The 14,801-nt window shown below is 35.5% G+C and carries 8 protein-coding genes; 1 reads left to right on the forward strand and 7 read right to left on the reverse strand.

All coding sequences use genetic code 11. The annotated features are described in order from the left end of the window. Positions 1-12: 12 nt before the first annotated feature. Both FNW21_RS03130 and FNW21_RS03135 read right to left on the reverse strand, forming a co-directional pair. A complete protein-coding gene (locus tag FNW21_RS03130) occupies positions 13-1,521 on the reverse strand; it encodes a RagB/SusD family nutrient uptake outer membrane protein (protein ID WP_144255273.1) in 1,509 nt (502 codons plus the stop codon). Positions 1,522-1,535: 14 nt separating this feature from the next. Beyond that, positions 1,536-4,646 carry a SusC/RagA family TonB-linked outer membrane protein gene (locus tag FNW21_RS03135; protein ID WP_144255274.1) on the reverse strand — a complete coding sequence of 1,037 codons (3,111 nt, stop codon included), beginning with the start codon at positions 4,644-4,646 and terminating at the stop codon, positions 1,536-1,538. A gap of 279 nt (positions 4,647-4,925) precedes the next feature. Here FNW21_RS03135 and FNW21_RS03140 point away from each other — a divergent pair, with 279 nt between their 5' ends. Further along, on the forward strand, positions 4,926-7,865 hold the full coding sequence (locus FNW21_RS03140) for a triple tyrosine motif-containing protein (RefSeq protein WP_235889580.1): 2,940 nt from the start codon (positions 4,926-4,928) through the stop codon (positions 7,863-7,865). Between the two features lie 53 nt (positions 7,866-7,918). Here the strand turns inward: FNW21_RS03140 and queA are convergent, their stop codons facing one another. From queA to FNW21_RS03165, 5 genes are all read right to left on the reverse strand, one after another. After that, entirely contained in the window at positions 7,919-8,968 is a 1,050-nt protein-coding gene (queA, locus tag FNW21_RS03145; protein ID WP_144255275.1) for a tRNA preQ1(34) S-adenosylmethionine ribosyltransferase-isomerase QueA, read from the reverse strand. Positions 8,969-9,130: 162 nt separating this feature from the next. Beyond that, a complete protein-coding gene (gene aroA, locus FNW21_RS03150; RefSeq protein ID WP_144255276.1) occupies positions 9,131-10,378 on the reverse strand; it encodes a 3-phosphoshikimate 1-carboxyvinyltransferase in 1,248 nt (415 codons plus the stop codon). 77 nt (positions 10,379-10,455) lie between these two features. Next, positions 10,456-10,782, reverse strand: coding sequence for a nucleotide pyrophosphohydrolase (locus FNW21_RS03155; RefSeq protein ID WP_144255277.1), 327 nt, complete (start codon positions 10,780-10,782; stop codon positions 10,456-10,458). Positions 10,783-10,837: 55 nt separating this feature from the next. After that, a complete protein-coding gene (locus tag FNW21_RS03160) occupies positions 10,838-12,805 on the reverse strand; it encodes a DUF3857 domain-containing protein (protein ID WP_144255278.1) in 1,968 nt (655 codons plus the stop codon). A 4-nt stretch (positions 12,806-12,809) separates the two neighbouring features. Further along, positions 12,810-14,801, reverse strand: coding sequence for a DUF3857 domain-containing protein (locus FNW21_RS03165; protein WP_144255279.1), 1,992 nt, complete (start codon positions 14,799-14,801; stop codon positions 12,810-12,812).

Below are 14,801 nucleotides of genomic sequence, written 5' to 3' on the forward strand. Positions count from 1 at the left end.
TTTTGCTTTAGATTAGTTGTAATTTGGATTTTGTTTCATTTTAGTCCCTAGCAATTCGTTCGCAGGTATAGGAAGAATTTCATCTTTACCAGCAACAAATCCTCTACTACCCAACTTTGCAGTAGCATCGCCCCAGCGAACTAAATCAAAAAATCGGTGGCCTTCGCCAGCAAGTTCCAGTCTTCTTTCAGCTTTAATGGCGGCCAATGTTACTGGAACAGACGGCAAACCAACTCTAGTGCGAACAGCATCCAGCAAGGCTTGTGCTCTTGGACCTGAACCCAATGCTTCGGCTTCCATCAAATAGGTATCGGCCAATCGAATCACGTATGAATCTTGTTTATAGTTCAGCTCGGCTGCGCCACCACCCGTTCTAACATCTGTTTTTCTTGGTAAAAACTTGTTGAGAAAATAACCGGTATCTTGATAACCCCCAATATAATCAGCCGTTCCAGCTGCTTTTAAGGCTTTCATATCATAAACAGTAGCTTCAAAACGGGGATCCATTTTTATAGCATCGTATAAATCATTTGTAATCACATTAAAGCTCCATCCCGAAGGCAAATCGGCAGCAGGAGAATTCGTTGGTCTGGAATAGCTACGAATTCCTACCATGACATTTACGGTATTTCCTTCGTCTGCTCCTGAACCCCAAAATCCCCAATCCGAATTTCCAGCACTTGTATGCACCACTTCGATTAATGACTCCGAATTGAATTTATTAGAAAAAACCCATAAATCACTATACTTGGCAAGCAATTTATTGCCATATTGACTCGTTCCACCAGGAGTTCCGTTAACTTGGGCGAGCATACTTGCGGCTTCGGTTTTTTTGCCTTCGTATAAATACACTTTTCCTAGCATGGCTTGCGCACCCGCTTTGGTCAATCGACCAGACTCGGTAGCTGCGATAACACTGGTAGGCAAACCACCAATAGCCTCGGTCAAATCTTTTTCGATTTGCACATAAACTGCCTCTGGTGTGGCTTGTTCCACATTATAAATGTTAGTAGTTGTTAATGGCTCTAATAGCAACGGAACATTCTTGAATAACCGAACAAGGTTAAAATAATAAATGGCACGCAATGCTTTAGTTTCGGCAACAAATCTAGTTTTCAAATTATCTGGCATATTCGTATCAGGCAATTTTACAAGCAAGGTATTGGCTCTATAAATCCCTTGAAAATGATCATTCCAGAAACTAGCAGGCACATTAGTAGCCGTAAGCGTGTGGGTAGAAAAAGCTTGAAGTCCAGCGCCATCCGTTGCACCACCGCCTCCAGCATAATGATCATCTGAACCGGCATTCATCATGGTAATCATGTTTTCAAATCCACCAGAATTTTTTCTAATGGGATCATAAACCCCTACCAAAGCCGCAGTTGCTTGTTGCTCATTGGAATAATAATTCTCCGAAAGAAAAGCACCTTTAGGAGTGATAGTTACAAAATCCTGTGTACATGATCCTAAAGAAATCAGTACAGCGGCAATAAAAATAGGTTTAAATTGTATCGTTTTCATAATTCTTTTATGTGTTAAAATTGTACGTTAGCACCAAGCATAAACGTTCTTGCTTGTGGATAAATTCCTTTGTCTATACCAAATACGCCTCCCCCAATTTCAGGATCATAACCTGAATATTTAGTAAACGTAAACAAGTTTTCGGCGGTGATGTACATGCGCAATTTACTAGCTCCAATTTTTGAAATAGCATCGCTTGGCAATGAATAGCCTATTTGAACCACTTTTAGACGGAGGTAATCTCCTTTTTCTAAATAGAAATCGGACATTTTTTCGAAATTTCCGTTGGTATCATTATTAGTCAATCTAGGATAATCGTTGGATGTTCCTTCACCTGTCCAGCGGTTTAAAGCGCTTGTTTGATAGTTAGCTGTCAAGATATCCAATCTTCGCAATCCCTGAAAAATTTTGTTTCCAGCTGCTCCTTGTGCAAAAGCCATGAAATCAAAGTTTTTGTAGTCAAGATTCAAGGTCAAGCCAAAAGTATATTTTGGAATATTACTTCCTAAAAATTGCTTATCAGTATCGCTAATGCTTCCATTCCCGTCCGTATCTACCCATTTAAAATCACCCGGTTTAGCATTTGGCTGGATTAATCCTCCATTGGCATTGGTGTATTGGTTGATTTCGGTTTGATTTTGAAAAATGCCATTGGTTTTATACCCATAAAAAGAGTTATAGGATTGTCCCACTTTTGTTCTTGTTACCACACCCATATTTTGAAAAGAAGCATCTCCCCCAATATAATCCGAGTCGGCAGCCACATAAGTCACTTGGTTTTTCAAGTAAGCCACATTTCCGTTGAGCGAAAAATTAACTTGTCCCAATTGTTTTTTGTACCCCAATTCCACTTCTATTCCTTTATTGTCCATATCAGCAACATTCCCGTAAGGTGCTGCTGAAACACCTACATATCCTGGGATTCGTATAGGACGTAAAATTCCTTTTGTTGATTTTTTATACAAATCAACCGTAAGGTTTATGGTATTGAAAAATTTAGATTCGAAACCTACATTGGCTTGAGATGTTTCTTCCCATCTCAAATCAGGATTGTCTAATGTTAAATTAGCATATCCTGTAGTTATAGCTCCAGCGTTTCCAAAAGAATAATTATTTCCACCAGAAACTAACGATAAATACCTGAAATCAGCAATGGCATCATTCCCTACAACTCCATAACCACCTCGAATTTTCAAAGTATTTACAACATTATTATCTTTCCAAAAATCTTCTTTGGTTACGACCCATCCTACATTAAAGGAAGGAAAAACGCCAAATTTATGATTGGGACCAAAACGAGAAGATCCATCACGACGCACAATTCCTGTAAATAAATATCTCTCTTTGCAATCATAATTTACTCTGGCAAATAACGATGCTAATTTATGCTCCGTACTGTCATACGTATACGAGGATCTATCTGATTGTGGAATATCAAAATTGAAAGACGCATCATGATAATCCGTAATAGGTAAGCCAAATAAAGTCGCTCCATTGCCCCCACCAATATTCTCAACATAAGCACCTTGACCTAATAATACTGTGAAATGATGTTCCCCAAAATTATTAGAATAGGTTAATGTATTCTCAACATTCCAGTTAAAACTTTTGTTCTCGCCAATGCCGTAATTGTTTTTAAGCACACTTGAAGTAGCACTTAAATAAAAAACGGGTGTAAAAGATTGTCCGCCCCAGTAGGAAATTTTCCCTCCAAAAGTTGTTCTTACTTTCAAATGGCTGTTTACTGCAGCTTCCATATACGCATTGCCAACAAAATCATCAGACCAACTATAGCCGCCAAGCCTAGTTTGGGTATAGGCCAAAGGATTTGTCATTTCTTGACCAACCACACTAGAGATTCCGTACGGATTTCCGTTAGCATCACGAATCACAGGATTGCTGGCATAAGGCGCACCATTTGCTTTTACAGGATCTGTTTCAACAAGAGGCGTTGTAGGATCCAAGTTGATTGCAGAACTCAATGGGCCACCAAATTCGCTGTTGGTATTTCCTATTCCAACCGTTTTTTGTCTTGTAAATCCTAATGTTTGTCCAAAAGTAAAAACTTTAGAAATCTTGTGTGTCGAGTTCAAACGAAAGTTCTTTTTGTTGTAATTAGAAATATCCGTAGCCACAATTCCCTCTTGATTAGTAAGACCAAAAGAAGCATAAAAGTTAGAAACTTCATTCCCGCCACTAATGCTTAATTCATGTGAATAGCGCGCTGCACTGGTATTAAAAATTGCTTTTTGCCAATCGGTTCCTGCACCTAACGAAGCTGGATTTGCATAAAGTAATCCACCGCCAGCCGCAACTGATTTCTCATTCATAATGGTAGCATATTGCGTAGCATTCAACAAATCCAAGGATTTTGCCGAAGAAGAAATACCTGTAAACCCATTATAAGAAACGGTAATTTTCCCTGATTTTCCCTTTTTGGTGGTCACCAAAATAACTCCCGTTGCAGCACGAGTTCCATAAATAGCAGCCGAAGCCGCGTCCTTAAGAACCTCTATCGATTCGATATCCGATTGATTCAAAAAACCAATACCACCCGCATCAACAACAATACCGTCAATAACCCATAACGGATTATTTCCCCCATCGCCAAAAGTAGTTACCCCACGAACTCTAATAGTAGAACCAGATCCAGGCTGTCCTGAACTTGACATAATAGTTACACCAGAAACTCTCCCTTGTAATGCTTGCTCGATGCGTCCATTTGGGATTTTTTCTAGGTCTTTTGCCTTCACACTCGAGATTGCTCCTGTTACTACACTTTTCTTTTGGGTTCCATACCCAACCACGACAACCTCGTTCAAATCTTGCGAATCGGGCAGTAGTTTCACGTCGATTTTAGTTTTTCCGTTTAGTGTTTGTTGTACCGTTTTGTACCCCACAAAACTAAAAATCAAAGTACTTGAAACGGGCGCTTTAATGTCATAATTCCCATCAAAATCAGAAGCAGTAGCCTTGGTCGTCCCTTTGATTAAAACTGTTGCTCCAGGAATAGGTAATCCACTTTCGTCGTAAATTTTTCCGCTTATCTTAACATCTTGTGCTTGTCCATAAACTGAAAATAAGAGAGACGAAAAACAAAAAATAAGTAATTTTGTTAATTTCATTTTTCTAAAAATTTTGGTTAATTAATTAGTAATTTGAAGCAATACTACAGTTATTTTTTTGGTATTCGTTTTTTATAATCCTTACAAAAACACATCAAATCTATTTTAAAGACTAAACAAAAACACATCAAATGTTTTATAAATATCTATTTTACAGTTATTTAAAAATATTTTTATGTTATATCCAAAGAATAAAAACTAAAAAACAACCCTACATTTATCAAAAAACTGCTATTTTCGCTTTTATTGCGGAATTCATCAAAAAAAGAACTAAATAAAATGTGTATTGCCATCAGTAAATCAAGCCATTCCGCAGTGAATCCAAATGCTATTCTCAAAACCAAAAAAATGAGTTACAAAAACCGTTATCTTCTACTTTTCTTTTTTTTAGCAACTCAAATACTGTTGTGTCAAATCAAGAATATTGGTCTACCTGACATTCGTAATTATAAAAAATCCGATTATAAAGGAGGTACACAAAACTGGAATATAGACCAAGACAAAAACGGAAATTTGTACTTTGCAAACAACGATGGTTTGTATCAATTTGATGGGGCGACTTGGCGTAAATACGCATTGCCAAATACCACCAGTATTCGCTGTTTGAAAATTGACCATTATGGTAAAATTTTTGTGGGGAGTTACAATGAGTTTGGTTATTTTAAATCGAACTCAAAAGGAAAACTAGTTTATTTTTCGTTATCGAAATTTACGAACTTGAATACTACCAAAATAATCGATTTTGTATGGAAAATACATCTTTACAAAGACGAAGTTATTTTTCAGTCATTTGAAAAAATGTATATTTTCAAAAACAACAAAATCAAATCCATCAATGCCCCTACTCGATTTCAGTTTTCATTTTTGGTAAAAAATCATCTTTACATTCAGGATATTAAAAACGGGATTCTAGAATATTCGAACGGAAAACTCTATCCTTTAAAAGGTACCTATGCGCTCAATAACACTGAAATTTGGGGTATATTTTCATTGCCTAAAAACCAATTATTGATTAGCACGCTAAACAAAGGATTGTATGTTTACGGAAATGAAAAATTAACCCCATGGCAAACCGAAGCAAATGCGTTTATCCAAAAAAATAGTTCATTAGGCGGTGTGGCAATCGAGGATAAATTTATTGTGCTCAACTCGGTTTTAAACGGCATTATTATATGCGATACGAGCGGCAAAATAATCCAACACATCAATGATAAAAAAGGACTTCAAAACAATACCGTCCTGACTTCATTTGTAGACAGTAAAAACAATCTTTGGTTGGGACTGGACAACGGAATCACATTTGTCAACGAGAATTCACCGTTTACTTATTTTGGTTTTAGTCATAATATCAGCACCGTTTATGCCTCCATAATTCATAAAGGAAATCTTTATGTTGCCACAAATCAAGGTGTTTTTTTCCATCCATGGAATACTAATTTCAAGGAGGAAACCTTTGAACTTGTGGCAGGAACAACAGGTCAAGCTTGGAACGTACAAGTCATAGACGGTCAATTGTTGTGCGGGAATAACAACGGCGCTTTGGTCATTGAAGGGGCGAAAACGAGCAAAATACTAGACAACAAAGGATATTTTGGATTCAAAAAAATCCCAAATCATCCTAATTTTATAATTGGTTCCAACTACAATGGTTTTGCCTTATTTGAAAAAACTGGAAACAACTGGGAATACCGAAACCAAGTTGCGGGCTTCGACAAATCTTCGAGTAATTTTGAACTTGATGCGAACAATTTATGGCTAAAAAAAGACGATTTAATATACAAAATGGTACTTTCCAATGATTACAAAAGCTTTAGATCCATACAAACATTTAAAAAACTATCCGATGCTACTACTGGAATTGGAAGCATTCAATACTTAAAAAACACGGTATATTTCCAAACGAACAACCATTTTTTTAAATATTCTAAAGAACAAAACCTTTTTTATGAAGATAAAAAAATGTCCGCGTTATTCCGTAGTATTCCAAAAATAAGTGCCTTAATCGAGGATAAATATGGCAATATTTGGTATTGTTTTAAGGAATCATTGGGCGTTTTAATGAGTAGTAGCTCCGGAAAATATTCAAATGTTGTTGCCCCTTTTTCTAATTTAACGGGGAACTTGGTCAACAACTATATGTCTATAAACACCATTGACTCCAAGAACATTTTAATTGGTTTAACCGATGGTTTGGCGCATTTTGATTCGGAATCCTCCAACCATTTTGTGACCAAACCCAAAGCGTATATTCGCAGTTTTTCCTTTCCCGGTAATACTTTGCTATTGGGAAATGGTCAAAATACAGTTCCAAGATGCACCATTCCGTTTTCGGCAAATCAGGTTCGGTTTACTTTTTCATCGCCAACCTACGAAAATCTTCAAAATGTAGAATTCTCCTATCAGTTAGAAAATTTTGACGAAAAATGGAGTAATTGGTCTACTATTTCGTTTAAGGAATACACCAATTTAAGAGAAGGAAATTACACCATGAGACTAAAGGTTCGCAACAGTTACGGCATCCAATCCCAGGAATCTCGTATTGAATTTACGATAGCTCCGCCTTGGTACCGTCATTTTTTGGCTTATTTTTTTTATATTTTACTAGTGCTCGCAGGCATTTATTATGTTCGGATTCGGATAAAAATGAAAATTCGAAAAAACAAATATTATGAAACCATTGAACAACGCCGATTGTATTTAGAAAAAGAATCACGAATCAGGCAGGAGCAATACCATTTAGAAAAAGAAATTGAAAAACTTAAAAACGACAAACTGCAGATCAAGATTTTGGCCAAAGACAAAGAACTTGTCAACAATTCGCTTCAAGTGGTCAAGAAAAATAAAATTCTAAACGGAATTATTTACAAACTGAAAGACATTAACGCTGACTCATTTGACGAATCGACTAAATCCCAATTTACAAAACTCAACAAAAGCATTGTAAAAGAAGTGAATTCAGATAAAAGTTGGAAAGATTTAGAAAAACACATTAAGAATGTTCATTTTGATTTCTTGAAAAGATTAAAAGAGAAATACCCCACCATTTCGCCACGAGAACTCGATTTGTCCACGTATTTATTGATGAATATGTCGACCAAAGAAATTGCCGAAATCATGAATATTTCTAACGGTGGTGTGGAACTCGCTCGCTACCGATTGCGAAAAAAATTAGATCTTACCAAAAAAGAAAACCTAATTGGGTTTTTAATGCAGATTTAAGACCAAAAAAAATCTCGTCGCTAGGACGAGATTTTTTAAGTATAATTATTCTATTAAATGATGAGCATTGCATCACCGTAAGAATAAAATTTATATTCTTCCTTGATGGCTTCTTCGTATGCTTTTTTCATTAAATCGTGTCCACAAAAGGCAGAAACCATCATTAACAACGTTGATTTTGGTGTATGAAAGTTGGTTATCATGCAGGTTGGAATGGTAAAGTCATGTGGAGGAAAAACGAATTTGTTTGTCCAACCATCAAAAGGATTTAAAGTGTTTTGAGACGAAACCGAACTTTCAACGGCACGCATTGAGGTGGTTCCTACGGTACAAATTCTTTTTTTGTTGGCTTTGGCATTGTTGACAATATCACAAGCTTCTTGGGTGATTTTCAACTCCTCGGAATCCATTTTGTGTTTAGACAAATCTTCAACCTCAACAGGATTGAAAGTTCCTAAACCTACGTGAAGCGTTACTTCGGCAAATTTTATTCCTTTTATTTCTAGTCGTTTTAATAAATGTTTAGAAAAATGCAAACCAGCAGTTGGTGCTGCAACGGCTCCTTCTTCTTTGGCATAAATGGTTTGGTATCTTTCGGCATCTTCTGGAGTTACGTCTCTTGAAATGTATTTTGGAATAGGTGTTTCGCCCAGTTCTGTCAATTTATTTCTAAATTCTTCATAAGAGCCATCGTACAAGAAACGCAATGTTCTTCCACGAGAAGTCGTGTTGTCGATTACTTCGGCTACTAATGAGTCGTCATCGCCAAAATACAATTTGTTACCAATTCTAATTTTACGTGCTGGATCTACTAATACGTCCCAAAGGCGTTGTTCGGCATTGAGTTCCCGCAACAAAAACACTTCGATTCTTGCGCCAGTTTTTTCTTTATTACCGTACAAACGAGCTGGAAAAACTTTGGTATTATTCAAAATTAAAACATCGCCATCATCAAAATAATTGATCACATCTTTGAACATTTTGTGTTCTATTGTTTGTTTTTTACGATCAATTACCATTAAACGAGATTCATCTCTATTTTCGGCAGGATATTCGGCAAGAAGTTCTTTTGGTAAATTGAATTGAAAATGGGATAATTTCATCTTATAAAGTTAGAAGTTATGAATTATAAATTATGACCTTCGGCTACGCTCTGGATGACAATTTTAATTCGAGTATGCAAATATACGATTGTAAGATAGGCGTTGTCAAGTGTTTTGCTGTTTATTTTCGTTTTCAATGGAAAGACGCCAAGTCACCAAGTTTTATATTTCAGAAATTTGCAATCCCAAACTTTTCATATCGGTCCAAAAATCAGGGTAGGATTTTGAAACTACTTCGGCATTTTCTATAATTATAGGCACTTTTAAGGCTAATGGTGCAAATGCCATTGCCATTCTATGATCGTTATAAGTGGCAATTTTTACATTTGGATTAATTGCGTTTGAAGCTACAAGTGTCAAACTATCATTCGTTACCATAATGTTTGCGCCTAGTTTAGTCAATTCAATTCGTAGTGCTTCGAGCCTATCCGTTTCTTTGATTTTCAAGGTATGCAATCCCGTTAAGTGGCATCCTATTCCTAATCCAAGACAAGTCACTACTATGGTTTGAGCAATATCCGGGGTGTTGTTGAGTTCTAAATTTAAAGTTTCTAGCTTGAAATCAGGTTGTTTGACCAATGTCATTTTGTTTTCGTCAAAATGAGTCGTCACACCCATTTGTGCATAAATACCAACCAAAGCCGAATCGCCTTGCAAGCTTGTAGGCTTGTAACTTGTTAACGAAATGCTAGCCTGGTCAGACAAAGCTACTAAACTAAAAAAATAAGAAGCCGAGCTCCAATCGGATTCTACGGTCATGGTCTTGGTAGCTACTGCTTGTTGGGGATATATTTTGATCATATTTCCTTCAAAACTGGTTTGAATATCCAAATCGTTAAGCAAAGCCAAAGTCATTTTGATATAAGGCACCGAGGTGATTTCGCCAACCAAAGTCAATTCGATTCCGTTTTCTAGTTTTGGAGCGATTAACAGCAATGCCGATATGTACTGACTGCTTACATTAGCAGGAATAGAGACTTTGTTTGCCGTTATTTTTTGCCCTTTAATTCGAATGGGCGGATAGCCTACTTGATTTTCATACGTGATGTGAGCCCCTAATTGTTGTAAGGCTTCGACCAAAACTTGTATGGGACGCTCGGTCATACGTTGCGAGCCTGTAAGGACTATTTCTCGCCCTTCGCTTCCTGCAAAATAAGCGGTAAGAAAACGCATTGCCGTACCAGCATGATGAATATCCACAATTTGGTTAGTGGTTGGTGCTTGGTGGTTGATGGCTAGTGCTTTTTGCATCACTTCGGAATCATCTGAATTAGACGTATTTGCCAAAGCAATATTGGGGTATAAGGCTTGCAGGAGCAATAATCGATTGGTTTCGCTTTTTGAACCTGTTATGTTTACTTGTAAATTGTCTATTGTGAATGGTGAACTAGTGGTTAAAAGTAAATTCATTTTTTTTGAATTGTAAATTAATTTAAAGGCGCAATTTACCACTCCGCATTTATAATTCATAATTTATAAACTATAAATTACTTCAATTTGTCGTTGTTTTTGTGACGGTCTTTGTCCCGAATGGACTTCAAATCCATTTTTTGGTCAAAAGCGGCTTGCAAATCAATTCCAGTTTGGTTCGCTAGACACAAAACCACAAACACAACATCGGCCAGTTCTTCGCCAAGGTCTTTGTTTTTATCGCTTTCTTTTTCGGATTGTTCCCCGTAACGTCGGGCAATAATTCGGGCTACTTCACCTACTTCTTCTGTAAGTTGCGCCATATTGGTCAATTCGTTAAAGTAGCGAACACCGTGTTCTTTGATCCAAGTATCTACGTCGAGTTGTGCGTTTTTTAGGTTCATGGGATTTAGTTTTTTTATTAGTTTAACCCTTTCGGGGTTGTTGAAGGTAGAAAATTTAGATCTTTTTCAACACAATTTTTTCATTTTGTTTGGCAATTACTTGCTGAAAATAATTTTTAAGCATATCGTAGTCTTCGGCTGCAAAAATAGCTTTATTTATTTCTTTTACCACTTCAATATTTACTGTATCCTTTTCACTATTTACATTCATCACATAGGATGCTTCTTTGTTTTCTGTAACAATCCTAATTGACGCTGGCAACGATTCAATACTATATCCATGTGGGACTTTTAAAGAGACCGTATAAATATACCGATGAGGGTATCCAAAATAAATAGGCATTTGTCTTACTTCCTGACGAAATGGATTGGTAGTAACTGTAAAAAAAAGTATTGGATTCAGGAATAGCTTTCCTGCAATATTATCATATGAATGATCCCATTTAAAATTAAAACTTTCAAATACTGGCTTTGCCAAATCTTGACTTTTATTATCTATAAAATAATCTGTAATTTCAATTTTGTTTAAATTGTTTTCTAAATATTCCAAATAGATATCCTTACTTTTATCACCATTTGTTTCTCTAAAATTAAAAGCAGAATAATCTGTTCTTTTTACAGTAAGGAGCCCTTCAATAATTCTTAAATCAGGTTGTATAGTTGCTTTTATATTGTAATGATCCTCTGAAACTATAGCAGGAATTAAATCAATTTCCTTTGAAGAGCCATCCTCTTTAATAAGCCTTCCTTGCCAATTTAAAAGATTTAACGGCAAGACATTTGATGTTGTAAATTTATTTGTTATGTCTAATAAAATTTTCTGACCGTCAATTTCAGCAACAGCAATAACATAATTAAAAACTGTTCTGTTAGGAAATACAGGAATGCCATTTTCAATGGTGCTAACTAAAACTGGATTTGCTATAATTCCAGCAGTTTTTAACATTGAAATCAGCATAAAATTTATTTCGGCAACATTACCTGTTTTTGACTCATAAGCTTTTTCAACACCTTTATCAGCATAATATCCCATTACTTTGTTCCAATTCATTTTATTTTGAACATACTTAAAAATAACATTTAAACGTTCTACAGGTGTATTTATATGTAGTAACAATCCATTTAAATCTTTTGAATAATAATTCCTAATCTTAATCTCATCCCCAAAATTTTTATTTTTATAAATTGTTGCTGCAACTCCCTCCCATGTTCGCGCATAATCAACAACTGGCATATCAGGAAATCTTTTTGTTTCTAACTCATTTTGTATTGCCCCTAGATAATTATCAATATTATCTACAAATTCTTCTTTATTAAGTGCTGGAATATTTTTGGAACTATACAAGCTGTTATTTTGTTTATACCCTAGAGCATATTCTTTCTTACTATCTACAACTTCCATTTTCGTTTCAATTTCCTGACTCCCTTTAAGTAATGAGTTGTAAATGAAATATTCTGGAATTTCGGTTTTGTATTCAAAAAAATTAACTGGAATATCATATTGAAAATCAAAATCTGGAAACCGAACTAAATTCTCTGATTCTAAAACATATTTAAACTCTATAACCGACCCTATTTTTACATTTGGTAAAGTAATAGTAGCCTGATTCCAATATTTATTTATTTTGGTTTTAAAATTACCTTCGTTATTTAACTTTGTTTTCACAATTTTTCCATCTTCAAGATTATAAGTTACCGCACTCGAAAACCGAACTTTATCATCATTCAAATTTTCATACCCAACGTAATACGAAACTTTTTGATTGGCCCAACTTAAGCCTTCAAGACTATAAATTTTTATCCTAAATTCACACTCGTGATTAGCAGTAAAGCCCGTTGCATTCGTGTAGGTAAAAAAAGTCTTTCCTCTTTTGAACAGCACTGCTGCGACTGCACTTGAATCTATTGGATGTTTTTTTTCGTTCAATTCTGCAACAGAAACCTTTCCTAATTCAAACTTTTGAGCATATGTATTCACAATAGCAATGATCAATAACAAAACAATATATAATTTAGCTTTCATATTATTACCTCTTTTTCAACACAATTTGCTCCTTTTCTTTTTCAATTATTTTTTGAAAAAAATCTTTCAGCGCATCATAATAATCTGCTGATACGATTGCCTTATTTAGCTCCATGCTGACCTGAATTTGAATTTTGTTTCCTACTAAAAGCGTATCCAACGAAAAGGAAGCAACCGAATCTGGTGTGACAATTTTGATCCCTTTTGGCATTGATTCTATTGCAAATCCCTCCGGAATTTCAAAATTTATGGAAAACTTTTCCAGTTTTGGATATTGAAAATAAATAGGCATTACACGTTTTTCTTGCACAAACGGATTTACAGTCGTAGTAAAAAACAACATGGGATTAATGTACATTTTGCCATTAATTATATCAGAATGTTTTTCGGTACTGAAAGTAAAAGTCTCGGTAACTGGTTTGGAAAAATCAGTCGCCGTATTCTCAATACTATAGTCGCTGATGTCAACGCCGTTCCAATCATTCTCTATTTTTTCAAGATAATTATCTTTATTCATTCTTGCATTTTCTTCTCTAAAACGCAAGGCATCATAATCTTTTCTTTGAATTCGGATTTTGCCTGCCATTTTGCCATTAGCATCAATATTCAGTAACAAACTGTAGTTTTTTCTGGAAGGTAAACTGGGATATAAATTAATTTCAGCCGAATTACCGTCTTGTTCTATGAGCCGTCCTGTCCAATTAAGAACTGGCAAAGGCAAGATATTAGGTGAGGTGAATTTATTGGTTGCGTCTAACAAAATTTGTTTGTCATCAATTTGAACGGCGGCGATAACATAATTAAAAATCGTTCGGTTGGGATAGGTTGGAATACCACGATCTACGGTACAGGTCAATACTGGATTAGCTTTAATACCTGCTAATTTGAGCATTGCAATCAAAATAAAGTTAATCTCGGCTACATTCCCAGTTCGGTCTAAATAGGCTTTTTTGACACCTTTGTCTGTATAAAAGCCATAATCATTGTTCCAATTCATTTTATTTTGGACAAACTTAAAAATGATGTCCATTTTCTCTTCGGGAGTGGTGGCGTCCTTCAAAATTGCTCGTACATCTTGCTCCAGATAAGCATGTTCGTTGAGCTCTTTGCCAAAATCGTCTTCCTTATAAATTGTTTTTGCTACACCTTCCCAAGTTATGGAATAGTCCTTGACGGGTTCCTCTGGAAAACGAGTTCGTTCTAATTCATAATTGATGTAGGATCTATAGTTTTTTATGTTGTCTACATAATTCTCGCCTATCAGTGCGGGAACATTCTCGGCAGTAAACATGGAATTTATTTGCTTATAATACATATTGACGGTAGCATTGAATTTATCCTCGTAATTTTGGCTTCCATTCTCGAGTTTCATTTCATTTTTGACCGCTACAAACCCTTTTAGAATAGGTTTGTAAATAAAAAATTCAGGCGTTTTTGAGTTGTATTCAAAATAATCAACAGGAATATCGTATTGCACATTAAAAACAGGAAACTTGGTAATATTAGCTGATTTTAAGGTGTATTTGAATTCAATAACCGATCCTACCTTTACATTAGGCAATACAATAGTGGCTTCATTCCAATATTTATTTACATTTTGCTTGAAAGTTCCCTCGTTAGTCAGCTTTGTTTTTACTACCGTTTTATTTTCAAGATTATAAGTCATTCCATTCGAAAATTCTACCACATCTTTCTTATCATTTTCGTAACCTACATAATACGGAACAGTAAAATTAGCCCAACTCAAGCCTTCCTTTTTATAAATTTTTATTCTGATTTGAAATTCATGAACTACCGAAAACCCATTTCTTATATCATATACAAAAACAGTTTTTGCCTTATTGAACAAGATTGCAGCCACAGCAGTAGTATCGTTTGGATGGACTTTACTTTCTAATTCGGCCATAGAAACTTTGCCTAACTCCTGATTTTGCGCTGTTGCATTGGCAAAAAACAGCAGCACAAAAAACACTAAACGGATTGTTTTGAAAAACAT

Origin of the sequence: Flavobacterium restrictum (assembly GCF_007097245.1) — a bacterium.
Lineage (GTDB): Bacteria > Bacteroidota > Bacteroidia > Flavobacteriales > Flavobacteriaceae > Flavobacterium > Flavobacterium restrictum.